This window comes from Pseudomonas allii, assembly GCF_055380095.1.
The window spans coordinates 6,305,486-6,324,436 of sequence record NZ_AP039450.1 but is presented as its reverse complement, the minus strand read 5'-3'; the positions used below and the strand labels follow the sequence as shown (position 1 = coordinate 6,324,436).

Below are 18,951 nucleotides of genomic sequence, written 5' to 3'. Positions count from 1 at the left end.
CCTTACGGTTGTTTGAGGGCGATGGCCTGGGTGGCGGTGTTCGGCACCACATGGGCGGCCAGGCCACCGGCGAATACTTGGTTGCCGACCACGCGCAGGGTGATCACCTGATAGCGCTGGTCGGCCTTGACCGTCACCAGCGTGCCGCCCAGTGCGTTGGGCAGGCTGACCTGGTGTTCGCCGTGCTTGAGGCGCAGGCGGGTCACCTGGGTCATGTCCGGCAGGGTGCGCCAGGTGCGGGTGTCGGCACCTTCGGCGACCGCCGAAGCAATGCCCAGCACCAGGCCCGCCATCGGGTTGGTCTTGTTCAGGTTGTTTTGCGCCACGCCACGGGTGACCGCCCGCACGGTGGTGCGCAGGATGATCCCGGGCATGTCATCGCGCAGGGCGCGGCGGGACATGGCCGTGGTGCTGTTGAGTGCGGTGAGGTTCTGTTGCTGGCCGTCGACGCCGATCTGGGCAAACGTGGCAGTGGATGTATCTGCCTTGATCACCGGGAACGACAGCGGGGTGATCACCAGGTTGCCATTGATCGGGATCGGCAGCGGCAGGCGAATCGAGTCGCGGGCCGGCGCCAGGCCGCTTTGCACCACGATCAGCACGTCGGTTTCATCGGCGCCGACCCTGGATTTGTCCAGGTCCAGCAGGGCCTGCTCCAGCAGCGGGGTATTGGGGCGCAATTCGGCGGCCTTGCGGTAGCCGGGTGCGGCCAGGTCTTTTTCGCCCAGGGCTTCGTAGACGAAGCCCGCCAGGTAATGGCTGAACGCACTCTGGTAGCTGTTTTTCAGGCCGACCACTTCAGGTGCATCGAGGGCTTCCACCGGGTAGCCGCGCAGGTCTTTCATCCGGGTGGTCACGCCTTCGCGCTGGGCTTCGTCCTCACGCTTGAGGTATTCCTTGTCGCGCAGATCGGCGATCACCGCTTCACGTTCGTGGGTCTTCTTGATTTCGATGCGCGCACCGTCGAAGTCGTTCAGGGCCAGCAGGTTCAGCGCCATCTGGGTGGTCAGCATGACCTTTTCGTAGTCATAGCCTTCGTAGCGACGCACCTTGTCGTTGGCCAGGAAACTGCCGAACTGGGCGAGGTATTTTGCGCTGTCGAACTTGACCGACTCTTCCCATTTGTAGACTTGCAGGTCGGCGCTGCGCCAGGCTGTCTGGCTGCCGGTCAAATCACCCTTGGCACGCAGCAACTCGCCCTTCTCGAAGAAATAGAGCAGATCCTTGTCGTCGCCGGTGTTGTTCTTTTCCAGCAGCGTCAGGGCAGCATCGACATTGCCGGTGGCCAGTTGCTGGTTGGTGGCTTGCAGCTCCGTGTCGTAGCTGCGGAACATCGAACAACCGGACAGCAAGGTCACCGCCGCGAGCGCGAGCGAAGGTAAGGCGCGAAATGCCATGCAGACTTCTTCCCTGAAAGTATCAACCGATGTGGTCATTCCTCATAAAAACCAGGAATGAAATTCCCTTTCGCACTAACAGGGCGCGGCATTATAAGCACCATTGCTGGCAAAACAATGGCTTTTTGCCCGACAAAATCGACAAAATCGACAAAATCGACAAAAGCGCCACTAGTCCGTTCCTGAAAATGCCTCGCCTCAAACCACGACAAATCACTTACGCCTTGAGTCAAACCCTTTAAGGCTTAACAATGTGTTACTTCGTATTTCCATTTGAGATTCGTTCATGATTGCCCCCCTTCGTTTTCTCGCCTGGCTGATATTGCCGGCGTTGATGTCGTGCAGCGTTAACCTGTTGGCCGCGACGGCCGAGGGCGCCCCACAAGCCTTGCATTTGCTGGACTACATTGGCGCTGACTACCCTGCGACGGTGGAGGCGGGCGAGGTTATCGATGAATCTGAATACCGCGAACAGCTGGAGTTTCTCGGGGTGTTGCAGGGGTTGGTGGCAGAGCTGCCGCAGCGCCCGGAACGCGTGGCGCTGGTCAAAGGCGTCGACGAACTGTTAGCGGCTGTAACCGCCCATCAGGACGGTACGACAGTCGCCCGCCAGGCCCGCCAATTAGGCGCCCAACTGGCCGTGGCCTATGAAGTCAGCCAGGCCCCGTCGATCACCCCTGATCCAACACGTGGCGCGCCGCTTTATGCCCAGCATTGCTCGGTGTGCCATGGCACTGCAGGCGCGGGTGACGGCCCGGCCAGCGTGGGCATGACCCCACCACCGGCCAATCTGCGTGACGCCGTGCGCCTGGATCGCCTGAGCCTCTACGCGATCTACAACACCCTGGGCCTGGGTGTTGAGGACACCGACATGCCGTCTTTCGCCGACCAGCTGGACGACCGCCAGCGCTGGGACCTGGCCACCTACATCGCCGGCTTTACTGCCGACCCGGCGGCGGCAAAAAGCGAGCAACCGTTCAACCTTGCCGACCTGGCCCGCCAGACCCCCAATGAAGTACTGGCGGCCAACGGCCCAGCCGCCGCCGCAACGTTCCGCGCCCAGCGTGCGCAACCGCCGCAGGTCAAGCGTGGCCCGGCGCAGTTGCTCGACTACACCGCTGCCACCCTGGACAAGAGCCTGGCGGCGTTCCAGAAGGGTGATCATGAGCAGGCCTACGACCTGTCCGTCGCCGCGTATCTTGAAGGTTTCGAGCTGGTGGAAAGCTCGCTGGACAACGTCGACGCCAACGTGCGCAAGGACACCGAGAAGGCGTTGATGGCCTACCGGCAGTCGTTGCAGGACGGTTTGCCGGTCGAACAGGTGCAGCAACGCCTGGACGTCGCCAAGGGCAAGCTTACTGAATCCGCCGGCCTGCTCGGCGGTGATGGCTTGAGTTGGTCGCTGAGCTACATCTCCGGTTTGCTGATCCTGTTGCGTGAAGGCCTGGAAGCGATCCTGGTGCTGGCGGCGATCCTTGCGTTTCTGCGCAATACCGGCCAGCAATCGGCGGTGCGTAGCGTCAACGTCGGCTGGGGCCTGGCACTGCTGGCGGGGCTGGCGACCTGGGCATTGGCCGCGTATGTGATCGACGTGAGCGGTGCCCAGCGCGAATTGCTTGAAGGTTGCACGGCGCTGTTTGCCAGTGTGATGGTGCTGTGGCTCGGCGTGTGGATGCACGACCGCCGCCACGCCGCCGCCTGGCAGGACTACATCAAGAGCAGCCTGGTAGGCGGCGGCGGGCGTTTCGGCTTTGCAGTGCTGGCGTTCTTCTCGGTGTACCGTGAGTTGTTCGAAGTGATCCTGTTCTACGAAACCCTGTGGCTGCAAGCCGGCCCGGCCGGGCACAACGCGGTGCTGGCGGGTGGCGCCACAGCGCTGGTGCTGTTGGTGGGCTTGGCGTGGGTGATCCTGCGGGGGTCGGCGAAACTGCCGCTGGCGTTGTTCTTCGGCATCAACGCGGCGTTGCTGTGTGCGCTGTCGGTGGTGTTTGCCGGGCATGGCGTGAAAGCGTTGCAGGAGGCGGGCATCTTCGGTACGCGGCCGGTGGCGTTCTTTGATTTCGATTGGCTGGGCATCCACGCCGATGCGTACTCGTTGAGTGCACAGGCGGTGGCGATCCTGGCGATTGTGGTGCTTTACGGCCGCAGCCGCCTGGCCGAGAAACGCAGGGTAGTTGCATAACCATGCGAGTGTGGATTGATGCCGACGCCTGCCCTCGGGCAGCCAAGGACCAGGTGGTGAAGTTCGCCCTCAAGCGCCAGTTCGAGGTGGTGCTGGTGGCCGGTCAGAGCCAGATCAAGCCGAGTTTCTCGTGTGTGAAGCTGATTGTGGTGCCCAGCGGCCCGGATGCGGCGGATGACTACCTGGTGGAACACGCGGTGCCCGGGGAGCTGGTGATCTGCAGCGATGTGCCGCTGGCCGACCGCCTGGTGAAGAAGGGCGTTACGGCGCTTGATCCCCGCGGCAAGGAGTTCAGCCCGGCGAACATGAGTGAACGGTTGGCGGTGCGCAATTTGTTCACTGATCTGCGTGAGCAAGGCCAGATGGGCGGTGGGCCACCGCCTCATGGGGAGAAGGACAAGCAGGCGTTTGCCAATGCGTTGGACCGCATTCTCACAAAGTTGATGCGTTCGGCTTGACCTTGTGGCGGGCGGGCTTGCCCCGCGTTGGGCTGCGCAGCAGCCCTAAAACCTGCAGCCATGGTCTGACTGACTCACCGCATCGCCTTAATTGGGGCGGCTTCGCCACCCAACGCGGGGCAAGCCCGCTCGCCACAGTAAGTCGGGTTGCCACAGCAAGTCGGTTTACCAACAAGCGGGTTTGCCAGAGTGCGGGGCTATCAGTCGTTCTCGTGGGTCAGTTCCAACACCCGATCCACCAGCTTGTTGATCCCCGAAGCGACCTCGCTGATGTTCTTGCCGAGCATATAGGCCGGGGTGCTCACCAGTTTGCGCGCCTCGTCTTCGACGATATCTTCCACCGCACATTCCTGGTGTGTGGCGCCCATCTTGTCCAGCGCGGCAGCCGTATCGGCGCAGTTACCGATGGTGCAGATCACGCCGGGGCCGTAGATCTTCGCCGCCAGGGCCGGTGAGATGCAGATCAGCCCCACGGGCTTGCCCGCTTCGGCGAAGGCTTCGGCCAGTTCCAACACCTGCGGGTTGACGCTGCAGCCAGCGCCTTCCACGGCGAAGTTCGAGAGGTTTTTCGCCGTGCCAAACCCACCGGGTACGATCAGCGCATCGAAGTCCCCGGCATTGGCTTCGCGGATATCTTTCACGTCACCCCGGGCGATCCGCGCCGACTCCACCAACACATTGCGCGACTCGGGCATCTCTTCGCCGGTGAGGTGGTTGATCACATGCAGTTGCGCAATATCCGGGGCAAAGCACTGGACCTGAGCGCCACGCTGGTCCAGGCGCAGCAAGGTGATCACGCTTTCGTGGATCTCTGCGCCGTCGTACACGCCGCAGCCGGAAAGGATCACTGCAATCTTTTTGCTCATGGGCATTTCTCCTGGGTTCTTGGCGTTAAATGTCTACTAATTTGTCATCTGTTGCCAATGGGCTCTCGTGCCGCTGCACCTAATCTAGATGTAACAAAAACAAACCGGACCAGACCATGGACTTCGTGCCTTACGCGGTACCGTTTTTCATCGCCTTGATCGTGCTAGAGCTGCTTGCCGACCGCTGGCGCGGCGAGCGTAACTACCGGGTGGCGGATGCCATCAACAGCCTCAGCACCGGAGTGCTGTCCACCACCACGGGGCTGCTGACCAAGGGCGTGGGGATTTTGACCTACGCGTTCGCCCTCAAGCATCTTGCCGTAATCGATCTGCCGGCCCACAGCGTCTGGACCTGGGTGTTCGCCTTCGTGTTCTACGACTTCTGCTACTACTGGCTGCATCGCATGGGCCATGAACGCAACATCCTGTGGGCCGCGCACTCGGTGCATCACCAGAGTGAGGACTACAACCTCAGCACCGCGCTGCGCCAGACCAGTACCGGCTTCCTGCTGAGCTGGATCTTCTACCTGCCCCTGGCCGTACTCGGCGTGCCATTGGTGGTGTTTATCAGCGTGGCATCGCTCAATTTGCTCTATCAATTCTGGGTGCACACCCGGCATGTGCCAAAGCTCGGCTGGTACGAGTGGTTTTTCGTCACACCGTCCAATCATCGGGCCCACCATGCACAGAACGCTCTCTACATGGATCGCAACTACGGCGGGGTGTTCATTATTTGGGACCGACTGTTCGGCACCTTTCAGGTGGAAGACGACAACGAACCGGTGATTTTCGGCGTGACCACGCCGTTGGCCAGTTGGAATCCGCTGTGGGCCAACCTGCAGTTCTATGCCCAGTTGTGGAGTGATGCGCGGCGCACCGAGCGCTGGTGGGACAAGCTGCGCATCTGGTTCATGCGCACCGGGTGGCGCCCGGCGGACGTGAAGGCCAAGTACCCGATGGCCAAGCACGACCTGAGCCAGTTCCGTAAATTCGATGTGCCGCTGGATGTGCGTCAACAGGTGTACATCGCCCTGCAATTTGCGGCCTATGTGGGCTTTGGCAGCTATCTGATGAATTTCGGCGAGGGTTTGCCCACGCCGGCATTGATCCTGGGTTGGAGTGCCATGGCGCTGGGGCTGTTTACCTTGGGCGTGGCCCTGGAGAACCGGCCGTGGGCGTTGAAGGCCGAGCTTTCGCGGCTGGTGCTCAATGTGCCGTTGGTGTGGCTGGCGCCGTTGGTCGGATTATGGCCGGCCAGCAACCTGGGCTGGCTGGGCCTGCTGAGCTATAGCTTGCTCAGTGTGATTGGCCTCTACTGCTGTAGAAGCCGGTTTACTCGACTGGTGTCTTAGGCGGCTCGACCGGGACTGGCTCTGCCGCGAGCCGGGCCTTCGCCTCGGCGCAGGCCTCGCGGGCGATGCGTGCATTTTTGATGCGACGGCGCAGCCACAGGCCGAAGCCCAGTATCAGCAAGGCGCCCAATACCCACAGCTCGTATTTCTTGATGCTGCCCAACATACCTTCCAGCACCGCGCCGAAGTGATAGGCCGCAGCGCCCAAAGCCAAGGCCCAGATCGCAGCGCCAATGCCGTTGAGGATCAGATAGCGCAACGGCGGATAGCCGGACAGGCCGATTGCCACGGGCATGACGGTGCGCAACCCGTACACGAAGCGAAAGCTCAGTACCCAGATATCCGGGTGCTTGCGGATATGCTCAAGGGCCTTGTCGCCCATCAATTGCCAGCGTGGCTTGCGTGCCAACAGCTTGCGGCCGTGTCTGCGGCCCATGTAATACCAAAGCTGATCGCCGGCGTAGCTGCCGAAAAAGGCAACCACCACGACCAGGTTGATATCCATGTATCCACGGAACGCCAGGAAGCCTGCGAGAACCAGAATGGTCTCGCCTTCAAAGAAGGTGCCCAGGAAGAGCGCAAAGTAGCCGAAGTCATGCAGGAATTGTTGAAGCATGGTCTGGGGTGCTGGCGAAATGAACGCGCAGCCTACGCCTTCGTGAAGATTCATGAAAGTATCGAGATGTGTCACGAAGTGAACAATTCCTACAGGAATGCCGAATGCGACTACAGGTCGCATCCTTAAGCACAACTGTCATACCTTCGTCATAATGGCCGCTTATAACTGCAACGCTCGCCCGTAAACCCGGGCTCAGGAGTCTGTCGTGAGCTTTACCCCTGCCAATCGCCTGTTCCCCGCCACCCGTCTGCGTCGCAATCGTCGTGATGATTTTTCTCGCCGTCTGGTACGTGAAAACGTGCTGACGACCGACGATCTGATCCTGCCGGTGTTTGTGCTGGACGGGGAAAATCGTCGGGAAGCGGTGGCTTCGATGCCGGGCGTGGAGCGTTTGACCATTGATCTGTTGCTTCAAGAAGCCGCTGGTTGGGTTGAACTGGGGATTCCGGCCTTGGCACTGTTTCCGGTCACGCCGGCTGAACTCAAGTCGTTGGATGCTGCCGAAGCCTGGAACCCGGACGGGATCGCCCAGCGTGCTACCCGTGCCCTGCGCGAGCGTTTTCCGGAGCTTGGGGTGATCACCGACGTGGCGTTGGACCCGTTCACCACCCACGGGCAGGATGGCATTCTTGACGAAGACGGCTATGTTCAAAACGACATCACCGTCGATGCGCTGGTCAAGCAAGCCTTGTCCCATGCGGCAGCCGGCGCCCAGGTGGTTGCGCCGTCAGACATGATGGACGGCCGCATCCAGGCGATTCGCGAAGCCCTGGAGCTGGCCGGCCACGTCAACGTGCGGATCATGGCCTACTCGGCCAAATACGCCAGCGCCTATTACGGCCCGTTCCGCGATGCGGTGGGCTCGGCGCTGAACCTGGGCAAGGCCAACAAGGCCTCGTACCAGATGGACCCGGCCAACAGCCACGAAGCCCTGCACGAAGTGGCGGCTGACCTGGCCGAAGGCGCTGACATGGTGATGGTCAAGCCGGGGATGCCGTACCTGGACATCCTTTACCGGGTCAAAGACGAATTCAAAGTGCCGACCTTTGTTTATCAGGTCAGTGGCGAATACGCGATGCACATGGCTGCAATACAGAATGGATGGCTGAGTGAAGGGGTGATCCTTGAATCCCTGACAGCCTTTAAACGCGCCGGGGCTGATGGCATTCTGACCTACTTCGCCGCCCGCGCCGCCCAATTGCTTAGAGAGCAACAATAGCCCTCACAGGAACACTCGATGAATACCGAAGGACTCACAGAAGTTGCCGTAAAAGACGCTCACCCGGTGGTTGAACAAGTCACCGAGACCCCGCCGGAGCATGAGCCCGCCGCGCCCGTAGTGGTGGCCGAACCGCCCGTGCCGGCCCCGGTAGCGGCGGTGACCAACCTGGATGACAGCAGCCTGTACATCCACCGCGAGCTGTCACAACTGCAATTCAACATCCGCGTGCTGGAACAGGCGCTGGATGAGTCCTACCCGCTGCTGGAGCGGCTCAAGTTCCTGTTGATCTTCTCCAGCAACCTGGACGAGTTTTTCGAGATCCGTGTTGCCGGCCTCAAGAAACAGATCACCTTCGCCCGTGAACAGGCTGGCGCCGACGGCTTGCAGCCGCACCAGGCCCTGGCGCGCATCAGCGAGCTGGTGCACGGCCACGTGGACCGCCAGTACGCGATCCTCAACGACATCCTGCTGCCGGAGCTGGAAAAACATCAGGTCCGCTTCATCCGTCGCCGTCACTGGACCACCAAGATCAAGACCTGGGTGCGTCGCTACTTCCGCGACGAGATCGCGCCGATCATCACACCGATCGGCCTGGACCCGACGCACCCGTTTCCGTTGCTGGTGAACAAGAGCCTCAACTTCATCGTGGAGCTGGAAGGTATCGACGCCTTTGGCCGCGACTCGGGCCTTGCGATCATCCCGGCGCCGCGTCTGTTGCCACGGATCATCAAGGTACCGGAAGAGGTGGGGGGCGCTGGCGATAACTATGTATTCCTGTCGTCGATGATCCATGCCCACGCCGATGACCTGTTCCAGGGCATGAAGGTAAAAGGCTGCTACCAGTTCCGCCTGACCCGTAACGCCGACCTGGCGCTGGACTCCGAAGACGTCGAAGACCTGGCCCGTGCCCTGCGCGGCGAGCTTTTCTCGCGACGCTACGGCGATGCGGTGCGCCTGGAAGTGGCCGACACCTGCCCGAAACATCTGTCGGACTACCTGCTCAAGCAGTTCAACCTGGGCGAGACCGAGCTGTATCAAGTCAATGGCCCGGTGAACCTGACGCGCCTGTTCAGCATCACCGGCCTGGACAGCCATCCGGAGCTGCAATACACGCCATTCACCCCGCAGATCCCGAAACTGCTGCAAAACAGCGAGAACATCTTCAGCGTAGTGAGCAAGCAGGACATCCTGCTGCTGCACCCGTTCGAGTCCTTCACGCCCGTGGTCGACCTGCTGCGCCAGGCCGCCAAGGACCCGCATGTGTTGGCCGTACGCCAGACCCTGTACCGTTCCGGCGCCAACTCGGAAATCGTCGATGCCCTGGTCGACGCCGCGCGTAACGGCAAGGAAGTCACCGCGGTGATCGAGTTGCGTGCGCGGTTCGACGAAGAATCCAACTTGCAACTGGCCAGCCGCCTGCAAGCAGCCGGTGCGGTGGTGATCTATGGCGTGGTCGGCTTCAAGACCCACGCCAAGATGATGCTGATCCTGCGCCGCGAAGCCGGTGAGATCGTGCGTTACGCCCACTTGGGCACCGGTAACTACCATGCCGGCAACGCCAAGCTCTACACCGACTACAGCCTGCTGACCTCCGACGACGCCTTGTGTGAAGACGTCGGCAAGTTGTTCAGCCAACTGATCGGCATGGGCAAGACCTTGCGCATGAAGAAGCTGCTGCACGCGCCGTTCACGCTCAAGAAGGGCATGCTCGACATGATTGCCCGCGAAACCCAGTTCGCCCTCGACGGCAAGCCGGCGCACATCATCGCTAAGTTCAACTCGCTGACCGATCCGAAGATCATTCGCGCGCTGTACAAGGCCAGCCAGTCCGGCGTGCGTATCGACCTGGTGGTGCGCGGCATGTGCTGCCTGCGCCCTGGGATTGTCGGGGTTTCGCACAACATTCACGTGCGCTCGATCATCGGCCGGTTCCTGGAGCACACGCGGGTGTTCTACTTCCTCAACGGCGGCGAAGAACAGATGTTCCTCTCCAGCGCTGACTGGATGGAGCGCAACCTCGATAAGCGTGTAGAGACCTGCTTCCCGGTCGAAGGCAAAAAGCTGATCATGCGGGTCAAGAAGGAGCTGGAAAGCTACCTCACCGACAACACCCACAGCTGGAGCCTGCAGTCGGACGGTCGCTACGTGCGCAACACGCCGACCGGCAACCAGAACCCGCGCAGTGCGCAGGCGACGTTGTTGGAGAAGTTGGGTAGTCCGATTCTGACGGTGAATTAAAAACCGACGCGGTCTGAAAATGTGGGAGGGGGCTTGCCCCCGATGACGGAGTGTCAGTCAACAGATTCGTTGACTGGTCCACCGCCATCGGGGCAAGCCCCCTCCCACATTTGTTTTGCAGCGTTCTTCAGGTCAGGTCAACGCAGGTTCAGGCTGAACCCCACCCGCGTCAGCCACTCGGCTTCCTGGCCAAAATCCGCCTGGGTCAGTTGGTTCTCATCCAGCCAGCCTTTAGGGAACACCACATCCAGGCTGTCGCCGTCGGCGCGCAGGGTCACCTGGGGCATTGCCTGGGTGCCACGGATGTGGTGGAACAGGATCGCAAACCGCAGCAGCACACACAGGCGGATCAGCTTGATGCCTTCGTCGCCGAATTCAGCAAATTTGTCCTTGGGGATGTTACGGCGATGGCCGCGCACCAGCAGGGCGAGCATTTGCTGGTCTTCGCGGGAGAAACCGGCCAGGTCCGAGTGCTCGATCAGGTAGGCGCCGTGCTTGTGGTAATGGTAGTGGGCGATGTCCAAGCCCACTTCATGCACCTTCGCGGCCCAGCCCAGCAGCTCGCGCCAGACGCCGTCTTCCAGGTCCCAGTCCTCGGCCACCTGGTCGAAGGCGTGCAGGGCTTTGCGCTCGACGCGTGCGGCTTGCTCCAGGTCGACGTGATAACGCTCCATCAACGAGGTGAGCGTGCGCTCACGCACGTCTTCGTGGTGATGGCGACCCAGCAGGTCGTAGAGCACGCCTTCACGCAGGGCGCCGTCGCAGTGGTCCATGCGTTGCAGTTCAAGAGCATCGAAGATCGCCTCGAGAATCGCCAGGCCGGCCGGGAAGATCGCGCGACGATCAGGCTTGATACCGTCGAAGTCGATTTTCTCGGCATCCCCCAGCTTGAACAGCTTGCGCTTGAGCCATGCCAGGCCTTCGGCGTTGACTTCTCCAGTGCCGTGGCCGCCAGCTTTGAGAGCCAGGCCGATGGCGCGGATGGTGCCGGACGAGCCGATGGCTTCATCCCAGGTCAGGCGGTGCAGGGCGTGCTCGATGCTCATGATCTCCAGCCGAGCCGCCGTATAGGCCTGGGCGTAGCGTGCCGGGGTGATCTTGCCATCTTTGAAATAGCGTTGGGTGAAGCTGACGCAGCCCATCTGCAGGCTTTCACGCAGCAGCGGTTCGAAACGCTGGCCGATGATGAATTCGGTACTGCCACCGCCAATGTCGGCGACCAGGCGTTTGCCCGGGGTGTCGGCCAGGGTGTGGGACACGCCCAGATAGATAAGACGCGCTTCTTCACGGCCGGAGATGACTTCTACCGGGTGCCCGAGGATCTCCTCGGCGCGGCGGATGAATTCGCCACGGTTGCGCGCTTCACGCAGCGCGTTGGTGCCGACGATTCGAACGGCGCCCAGGGGCATGCCGTTGATCAGTTGCGCAAACCGCTTCAGGCAATCGAGCCCGCGTTGCATGGATTCTTCGTTGAGCTGGCGCTCGTCGTCGATCCCGGCAGCCAGTTGCACCTTCTCTCCGAGCCGCTCAAGGATGCGGATTTCACCGTTCTGGGCCTTGGCCACGACCATGTGAAAGCTGTTGGAGCCCAGGTCGATGGCGGCGATCAGGGACAGATTCTTGGCTTGGGATTGCGGCATGGTTTGGAGGTCTCGGTCGATAACCTGACCATCGTGCCACGATCGACCGCTGGAGCCAACGCGTAGTGCTTGTGGAATTTTCTTGAGGTCGTCTGTAGGTAATTCTTGTGGGGCATGTAGGTTGCTTTTTTACTCTGCTGTTGGCGAAGTTTCTGAGTGCTGTAGGAATTTTTAACTTTGCACTGTGGAGGGCAGATTGTGATTTTCCCTACAAGTTTAATATCGGTTTCTTTTTGTGAACTGATTCGGGACTACTGCCGAGACATGCATTGCCGACAATTTATTTATAGGGTTCCGACAGTAGTTGACGTGTTGTCTTATTCTTCAATCCGTTGTCGACGAGACAGACTGTCACTCGGCAATAGTGCCGTGGCGTTATTTATTTATGGCTTGTTCTCCAAGGCGATAGTAAATACGCCTGCTAACTTCAAGTAATAGGTCGAACATGAAAAAAATTGTTGGATTGGCGCTCGGTATAGCTTGCCTCGCCGCTGCCGTTGGTGCGCAGGCAACGACGGTTGCCGAGTTGAAGGTCTTAGGTACGATCAAACCTGCTTCTTGTAACCTCAGTATGGTCGGACAGGGCACTGTCCTTTACGGCGATATTTCCTCGAGCTCTTTATCCCAGACGGCCTTTACACCGTTACCGGAAAAGAACACTTCATTCACGATCAACTGCGGCACAGGCCACACACCGTTCGGGCTGACATTTACCGATTTGCAGAATAGCAGCACGGTGCCGGGTATCCTCAGCGCGCTCAACCAAGGTCATAGCGATGTTCACAACTTCGGCCTGGGCACAGTAGGGAGTAACAAAACGGGTGGTTATGCGATCACGCTCAAAAGTCTGCAGTCGCCAGGCGCAACGCTTTCTCTTATTACGCGTGGCAGCAACACCGGTGGATGGCTTGGCGCCAATGATGGCAAAGTTGCAAAGTGGCCAAATCAATACTCCTGGCGCACCGGTACGGCCCTCGTTCCGGCTTCACTCTCCCAGATGACCGGGAACATTGCCGTTAGGGCTGTGATCAATAAAGCTCAAGACTTGACGCTGAACCGCGATATCCCCTTTGAAGGCCGCGCCTCACTGACATTGGTTTACCTCTAAGCGGTTTAACGATGGCCGATCACAAAGTTGATGCTTTTTGATCGGCTATTTTCATATGAACATTTAGTTGCAGTTGCTGACTTAATGCTCTGCGGGGAACAGTGAGTGCGTAGCCTTTCAGTAATAAATAAAGTGCGGTTGTTAGGTGTGAGTGCCTGTCTATGTTTTTCCAATGTTGTCACGGCGGACGGCATGCTGCCGGAGACTTCGGTGGTTATTCTTTATGAAGAACAGGGTGAGGCCACTATAAACATCAGGAATACCGATGCGGGGCCGGCTCTTCTTCACTCGGTCGTGGAGAACGTGCCCGAGGATGGGGAGCCCTTATTGATCGTCACACCCCCGATCACGCGTGTAGAAGCCGGTGACACCCAATTGGTGCGTTTCATTGCCACCTTGAAAGAACCGTTGAAGACCCAGCGCTTGAAGCGCGTGTCCTTTGAGGGGATTCCACAGGTGCGCGCCAAAACGGGTGCGACCATTGGTATCACTGTTCGGCAGAACCTGCCGCTGATCCTGCACCCCAAAGACCTGTCTCGGCATGATTCGCCTTGGGAACTGTTGAAGTGGAGCCGGGCGGGGGACCGTCTCACCGTTCACAACAACAGCGCTTATGTGGTGCGCCTGCTGACGGATGTGCAGTTACTTCCCCAAAAGACCATGGCCACTTTGCCTCGAACCTACATTTTGCCAGGGGAAGTGCTGACGGCACAGGTTGAGGGTAGCCTGGGCGGCGTGGCCGAGATCGAGATCCAGCCGGCCACGGTCTATGGCTTTTCGGTAGACCGCTACCGAGCGCCGATCAATGTCGATGGGAGTTGATCGGCCCATGGCTAACTTGCCGAATATAGGCTTCGCAGCTTCTTATTGGCCGTGTCGACCCACGTTGCTCATGGGGGTTGCGACGTTGTGGAGTTTGCCCAGCCTCGTCTCTGCGCTGGAGTTGGGAGAGGGTTTCGACGTCGCGGCACTGACTACCTACGGCATCGACCCTAAGGTCTCGGACTACTTTCGCAGTGCGGCGCGTTTTCGCGAAGGTACCCAGGTTGTGGGGCTACGGGTCAATGGCAACCCGCTCGGGCTGGTGGATGCGCGGTTCGACTCGCAAGGCCAATTGTGTTTTACCCCAGGGTTGCTGGAGAAAGCCGGCTTGGTGCAGCCGCGTGAAATCGTTCGTGAAGGCAACACTGTCGATGACGCTTGCCATGACTTCCTCGGAGCCTTCCCGGCGACGATGGTGCGGCTGCGACCTGGCATCGATGAAGTGGCACTGGTGGTACCGACTCAATCGTTTCGTGAGCCGCAATGGGAAGCCGGCAGTTTCACCCGTGGCGGCACGGCGGCTCTGTTCAACTATGACGTGCTGGGTTTCGACAGCCGTTCGCGCAGTGGGGACCGCCGGTATGTATCGGCTTATACCGAGGCTGGCTTCAATCTGGGCGACTGGGTTGTGCGCAGTCGCCAGTTCTATATCGCTGACAATGGTGACACCCGTACCGAGCACCTTTATGCCTACGCCCAGCGAGACGTAGCTGCGCTGCAATCGACTTTCCAGGCGGGGCAGATCTCCACCAACAACCCGTTGTTCGGTGGTATCCAGCTGTCGGGCGTGCAGTTTTCTCCTGACGGCCAGTCGCGTGTGCCCGCGGGCAGTAACAATGCGGTCGTAGAAGGCCTGGCCCAAAGCCAATCGCGGATCGAAGTGCGCCAGTCCGGTGTGTTGATTCACAGCACGCTGGTGCCTGAAGGGCCCTTCCGGCTGACGGGTCTGCCCTTGCTCAATGGCACCAGCGACCTGGAAGTCAGCGTCATCGATGTACGAGGTGCCAAGCGCAGTTTCGTGGTCCCGGCGGCTTCGTTCGCGGGCGCCGCTCCGGCAGCTCCCGGCTACTACTTTTCCCTTGGCAAGGTGCGGGAAAACGCATCCAAGAGCGGGCCGCCGCCGATTGTTGCCATGGGCAGTGGCACATGGGGCCTGGGGCGTGATTCGTCTGCGGGCCTTGGCCTGTTGAGTACTGATGAGTACTGGTCGTCTGGCGGCACGTTGAACAGCGTGTTTTTCCAGCGCGTTTCCGTGGGCGCGCGTCACAATCTGTCCCGCGACAATCGTGATGCGCTCTCGGGGTCACGCAGCAGCGTGTCCGTGAGCAGCCCGGTTATTGCCGATGTCGATGTCAGCCTGAGCGCAACCACCCAGACCCGTGGTTATCGTGAGGTGCTTGAGGCCGGGCGTTCATCCCGGGCCGAGGGTCTGGATTCTCGCTTCAAGAATCAATATACGGCCGGCATGAACTGGGTCGACCCTACGCTAGGCGGCTTTTCGGTGGGTTACACCCGTAGTGCCCAATTCGACGGGCGTATGACCGAGCATGTGTTTGCGGCGTGGAACAAGTCATACCGCTATGCCGACGTCGCGCTGATCGGCGATTCGCAGGTGGGTGAGACCCAGGCTCGCCGTGATGTCCTGCGTGACGGTCGCCGCCGCGATTCTGCTCAGGAAGATAAGCTGTCCTTGCGGCTGGAGGTTCGTGTGCCCCTGGGGGCTGATCGGCGTGTGAGCAGCTATCTCAGTCGTCAAGGAGGCCAGTCCCGCGCAGGTAGTTCATACAGTGAACGGGTCAATGAGTACGTGAGTTATGACTTGGGCGTCGAACGCGATCTTAGTCGTCAGGAGCAATCGATCCGGGCCAGTGTGGACGTGCTGCCACGGTATGCCCGAACCGGGCTGGGTGTCAGTCGTGACCCGCAGGGCACCACCTATACAGGACAAGTGCAGGGTGGAATGGTGGCTCATCAGGGTGGGGTGACCTTCTCGCCTTATACCGTGCAGGACACGTTCGGCATCGTCTCGGTGGGTGACATTGGCGCTGCAAAAATCGATACCCCGCAAGGTCCGGTGTGGACGGACTTCACCGGGCAGGCAGTGCTCGCCAATTTGCCCGCCTATACCAACAGCCGCATCGAGGTGCAAACGCAGTCCTTGCCAAAACGGGTCGACCCGAAGAACGGCACCCAAGTGCTGGCGGCAGGTCGAGGTTCCGTCAATAAGGTGGCCTTCGACGTTGTGACTGTGCGCCGTGTGCTGCTGAACGCCAGCGATCAACAAGGGCGGCCGCTGCCTCAGGGCGCTTCTGTATTCGACAAAAACAATCGGTTCCTTACCAGTGTGGCGGGTGACGGCATGATTTTCCTCAACGATGCCAGCGACGCCCAAATACTGCGGGTTCTATTGCCGGACTCGTCCTCTTGCATGCTCAACCTTACCCCCCAGTCGAAGGCCGACAATGACAAGTTCTACGAGACAGGTTCGGCGGTGTGCCATGGCCGTTAAGTTGAAAAGCATGAGCTTCGCGCTGCTTTGTGTCGCGTTGGTAGCCGAGGGGGCGCAGGCGCAAAACTGCCGGCTGTCCGTAAGTCAGCCGCGTGTCGACTATGGTGTCATTCGCAGCGAGGCGTTTGTTGAGCCCCCTGCAATCGTCCTCGGCACGCGCATGGTGCAACTGAACGTACTGTGCGAGGAGCCTGCGGCTATCGCGTTGCGATTTACCGGTGCCGCCAATGGGCAAGGCTTTCTGTTTGGCCGTCAGGGACGTTTCAATCTGACCCTCACGCATGCCCAGGTGGATGGGCGTGCTGTGGAGTGGACGCAGCTACACTTGCCCGGTGAGACTGCCAGCGGGCAGTTATTGCCAGGACAGACGCTGGTGGCACGAGGGACCGGCCGGCGATTGAGCGCCCAGGTGGCAATCGATACCCACCTGCCCGCTGACGCGCTGCATGTTCGCAATCAAACGGTGCTGGAGGGGCAGGGCAGTTTCGAGCTGGTCAGCCCGGCTGCTCCACTGAACCGATGAAGTTGGCCAGTTCGGCGGTTTGCGGGTTGGCGAACAGCACCTTCGGATCGCCCACTTCATGCACCTTGCCCTGGTGCATGAACACCAGCTTGTCGCCGACTTCCCGGGCGAAGCGCATCTCATGGGTCACCATGATCAGGGTCATGCCGTCCTTGGCCAGTTGGCGCACCACGCTGAGCACTTCATTGACCAGTTCCGGGTCCAGCGCCGAGGTGATTTCATCGCACAGCAGCACCTTGGGCGACATTGCCAGGGCGCGGGCAATCGCCACACGCTGTTGTTGCCCGCCGGACAGGCGATCGGGGAAGGCGTCGAATTTCTCGCCAAGCCCGACGCGTTCCAGCATCTGTTTGGCCAGTTGGGCTGCCTTGGCCTTGGGTACTTTCTGCACCACTTGTGGCGCGAGCATGACGTTCTCGCCCACCGTCAGGTGCGGGAACAGGTTGAACTGCTGGAACACCATGCCGACTTTCTGTCGCAGGCTGCGCAGGTCCGCGCGGGCGGCGTCGAGGTATTCGCCATCGACCTCGATCACGCCGTCGTTGATGGATTCAAGGCCGTTGAGCGTGCGCAGCAACGTGGATTTGCCCGAGCCGCTGCGGCCGATGATCGCCACCACTTGGCCTTCATCCACGGTCAGGTCGATGCCCTTGAGCACATGGTGATCGCCGTAATACTTATGCAGGGCGGAAATTCTAAGCAGAGGCATGCAGTCTCCTTTCCAGGTAGCGGGCACTGAGGGACAGGGGGTAGCAGAGTAAAAAGTAACCAAGGGCCACCAGGCCGTAGACCATGAAGGGTTCGAAGGTGGCGTTGGCGAGCATGCCGCCGGTCTTGGTCAGTTCGGTGAAGCCGATGATCGAGGTCACGGCGGTGCCCTTGACCACCTGCACCGAGAAACCTACTGTCGGCGCCACGGCAATGCGCAGTGCCTGGGGCAGGATCACGTAGCGCAGTTGCTCCAGCGGGTTGAGCGCCAGGCTGGCCGACGCTTCCCATTGCCCGTGGGCGATGGAGTCGACGCAGCCGCGCCAGATTTCGGCGAGGTAGGCGCTGGTAAACAGGGTCAGGGCAATCGCGGCCGCCAGCCAGGGCGAGATATCCACACCGAGCAGGGCAATGCCGAAGAACACCAGGAACAGCTGCATCAACAGCGGCGTGCCCTGGAATAGCTCAATGTAGGTGCGTGCGACATTGCGCGGGAAGGCGTTGCGGCTGATGCGCATCGTCATCACCAGCAAGCCGATCACGCCGCCGCCGACAAAGGCAACCAATGACAGCAGCAGGGTCCATTGCAGGCCGGTGGCCAGATTGCGCACGATGTCCCAGAACGAGAAATCACTCATCGGCTGTTCCTCATTACGAAGCGGCGGCCGATCCAGTTGAGCAACTGGCGAATCATCAGCGCCATGCACAGGTACACCAGGGTGGTCAGGGCATAGGTTTCGAACGCACGGAAGTTGCGCGACTGGATAAAGTTGGCGGCAAAGCTCAGCTCCTCAGTCGCGATCTGCGAGCACACCGCCGAACCGAGCATCACGATGATGATCTGGCTGCTCAGGGCCGGCCACACCTTGCCCAGTGCCGGCAGCAGCACCACGTGGCGGAAGGCTTCGAAGCGCGTCATCGCCAGCGCGGCAGCGGCCTCCAGCTGCCCGCGCGGAATGGCCTGGATACCGGCGCGGATGATTTCCGTGGAGTAGGCGCCCAGGTTGATCACCATCGCCAGCACGGCGGCTTGCCACTCGGTGATCTTCAGCCCCAGCGACGGCAGGCCGAAGAAGATGAAGAACAACTGCACCAGGAACGGCGTGTTGCGGATCAACTCGACATAAACGCCGAAGAGCCAGGCGAACGGCTGGATCTTCCACGCCCGCACCACAGCGCCGACGGTGCCCAGGGCCACGCCGAGGATGGCGCCGATGGCTGTCAGTTCGAGGGTGAACAGCGCGCCGCGCAACAGCAGGTCGGTGTTGGCCAGCACCGGCACAAAGTCAAATTGATACGCCATGGGT

Annotated in this window: 17 protein-coding genes; 9 read left to right on the top strand and 8 right to left on the bottom strand. The window is 60.4% G+C overall.

All coding sequences use genetic code 11. The features are described 5' to 3' along the window. Positions 1 to 2: 2 nt before the first annotated feature. Together ACZ445_RS29130 and ACZ445_RS29125 are read right to left on the bottom strand one after the other, a co-directional pair. On the bottom strand, positions 3 to 1,397 hold the full coding sequence (locus ACZ445_RS29130) for a COG3014 family protein (protein WP_058426431.1): 1,395 nt from the start codon (positions 1,395 to 1,397) through the stop codon (positions 3 to 5). Between the two features lie 35 nt (positions 1,398 to 1,432). Then, positions 1,433 to 1,609 carry a hypothetical protein gene (locus tag ACZ445_RS29125; RefSeq protein WP_464707845.1) on the bottom strand — a complete coding sequence of 59 codons (177 nt, stop codon included), beginning with the start codon at positions 1,607 to 1,609 and terminating at the stop codon, positions 1,433 to 1,435. A 74-nt stretch (positions 1,610 to 1,683) separates the two neighbouring features. Here ACZ445_RS29125 and ACZ445_RS29120 point away from each other — a divergent pair, with 74 nt between their 5' ends. Together ACZ445_RS29120 and ACZ445_RS29115 are read left to right on the top strand one after the other, a co-directional pair. Next, complete coding sequence (locus ACZ445_RS29120) at positions 1,684 to 3,579, top strand: FTR1 family protein (RefSeq protein WP_464707844.1); 1,896 nt, start codon at positions 1,684 to 1,686, stop codon at positions 3,577 to 3,579. A 2-nt stretch (positions 3,580 to 3,581) separates the two neighbouring features. Next, a complete protein-coding gene (locus tag ACZ445_RS29115) occupies positions 3,582 to 4,037 on the top strand; it encodes a YaiI/YqxD family protein (protein ID WP_058426433.1) in 456 nt (151 codons plus the stop codon). 200 nt (positions 4,038 to 4,237) lie between these two features. On the opposite strand, the gene elbB is transcribed toward ACZ445_RS29115, so the two are convergent. Continuing rightward, the gene (gene elbB / locus ACZ445_RS29110; RefSeq protein ID WP_464707843.1) at positions 4,238 to 4,903 is read right to left on the bottom strand and encodes an isoprenoid biosynthesis glyoxalase ElbB; all 666 of its coding nucleotides are present in this window, start codon (positions 4,901 to 4,903) and stop codon (positions 4,238 to 4,240) included. Between the two features lie 116 nt (positions 4,904 to 5,019). On the opposite strand from elbB, the gene ACZ445_RS29105 reads away from it, so the two are divergent. Next, positions 5,020 to 6,255: a sterol desaturase family protein gene (locus tag ACZ445_RS29105; RefSeq protein WP_179029084.1), complete on the top strand. Its 1,236-nt coding sequence runs from the start codon at positions 5,020 to 5,022 to the stop codon at positions 6,253 to 6,255. On the opposite strand, the gene ACZ445_RS29100 is transcribed toward ACZ445_RS29105, so the two are convergent. After that, positions 6,236 to 6,871: a DedA family protein gene (locus ACZ445_RS29100; protein ID WP_058426693.1), complete on the bottom strand. Its 636-nt coding sequence runs from the start codon at positions 6,869 to 6,871 to the stop codon at positions 6,236 to 6,238. The two genes, ACZ445_RS29105 and ACZ445_RS29100, sit on opposite strands and share 20 nt — an antisense overlap. A 208-nt stretch (positions 6,872 to 7,079) precedes the next feature. Between ACZ445_RS29100 and hemB the strand changes: the two genes are divergently transcribed. Beyond that, positions 7,080 to 8,093 carry a porphobilinogen synthase gene (gene hemB, locus ACZ445_RS29095; protein WP_179029083.1) on the top strand — a complete coding sequence of 338 codons (1,014 nt, stop codon included), beginning with the start codon at positions 7,080 to 7,082 and terminating at the stop codon, positions 8,091 to 8,093. 18 nt (positions 8,094 to 8,111) lie between these two features. Beyond that, positions 8,112 to 10,334: a polyphosphate kinase 1 gene (gene ppk1, locus ACZ445_RS29090; protein ID WP_058426437.1), complete on the top strand. Its 2,223-nt coding sequence runs from the start codon at positions 8,112 to 8,114 to the stop codon at positions 10,332 to 10,334. A gap of 137 nt (positions 10,335 to 10,471) precedes the next feature. Here ppk1 and ppx read toward each other — a convergent pair whose 3' ends face one another. Then, positions 10,472 to 11,974 (bottom strand): exopolyphosphatase, encoded by a 1,503-nt coding sequence (gene ppx, locus ACZ445_RS29085; RefSeq protein WP_058426438.1) that lies wholly within the window; start codon positions 11,972 to 11,974, stop codon positions 10,472 to 10,474. Between the two features lie 445 nt (positions 11,975 to 12,419). Here ppx and ACZ445_RS29080 point away from each other — a divergent pair, with 445 nt between their 5' ends. The 4 genes from ACZ445_RS29080 to ACZ445_RS29065 all read left to right on the top strand — a co-directional run bounded on the left by ACZ445_RS29080 (position 12,420) and on the right by ACZ445_RS29065 (position 16,936). After that, the gene (locus tag ACZ445_RS29080; protein WP_179029602.1) at positions 12,420 to 13,082 is read left to right on the top strand and encodes a DUF1120 domain-containing protein; all 663 of its coding nucleotides are present in this window, start codon (positions 12,420 to 12,422) and stop codon (positions 13,080 to 13,082) included. A 132-nt stretch (positions 13,083 to 13,214) separates the two neighbouring features. After that, a complete protein-coding gene (locus tag ACZ445_RS29075; RefSeq protein ID WP_081049326.1) occupies positions 13,215 to 13,904 on the top strand; it encodes a fimbria/pilus chaperone family protein in 690 nt (229 codons plus the stop codon). A gap of 70 nt (positions 13,905 to 13,974) precedes the next feature. Further along, positions 13,975 to 16,413 carry a fimbria/pilus outer membrane usher protein gene (locus ACZ445_RS29070; RefSeq protein WP_464707842.1) on the top strand — a complete coding sequence of 813 codons (2,439 nt, stop codon included), beginning with the start codon at positions 13,975 to 13,977 and terminating at the stop codon, positions 16,411 to 16,413. After that, positions 16,403 to 16,936 carry a DUF1120 domain-containing protein gene (locus ACZ445_RS29065; protein ID WP_464707841.1) on the top strand — a complete coding sequence of 178 codons (534 nt, stop codon included), beginning with the start codon at positions 16,403 to 16,405 and terminating at the stop codon, positions 16,934 to 16,936. The genes ACZ445_RS29070 and ACZ445_RS29065 overlap by 11 nt, the downstream gene beginning before the upstream one ends. Here the strand turns inward: ACZ445_RS29065 and ACZ445_RS29060 are convergent. Genes ACZ445_RS29060 through ACZ445_RS29050 form a run of 3 tightly spaced genes read right to left on the bottom strand, consistent with a single transcriptional unit; the run spans position 16,908 to position 18,947 of the window. Further along, positions 16,908 to 17,645, bottom strand: coding sequence for an amino acid ABC transporter ATP-binding protein (locus tag ACZ445_RS29060; RefSeq protein WP_058426443.1), 738 nt, complete (start codon positions 17,643 to 17,645; stop codon positions 16,908 to 16,910). The genes ACZ445_RS29065 and ACZ445_RS29060 overlap by 29 nt on opposite strands. Further along, positions 17,632 to 18,282, bottom strand: coding sequence for an amino acid ABC transporter permease (locus ACZ445_RS29055; protein WP_058426444.1), 651 nt, complete (start codon positions 18,280 to 18,282; stop codon positions 17,632 to 17,634). Before ACZ445_RS29055 ends, ACZ445_RS29060 begins: the two co-directional genes overlap by 14 nt. Next, on the bottom strand, positions 18,279 to 18,947 hold the full coding sequence (locus tag ACZ445_RS29050) for an amino acid ABC transporter permease (protein WP_058426445.1): 669 nt from the start codon (positions 18,945 to 18,947) through the stop codon (positions 18,279 to 18,281). Before ACZ445_RS29050 ends, ACZ445_RS29055 begins: the two co-directional genes overlap by 4 nt. Positions 18,948 to 18,951 lie beyond the last annotated feature (4 nt).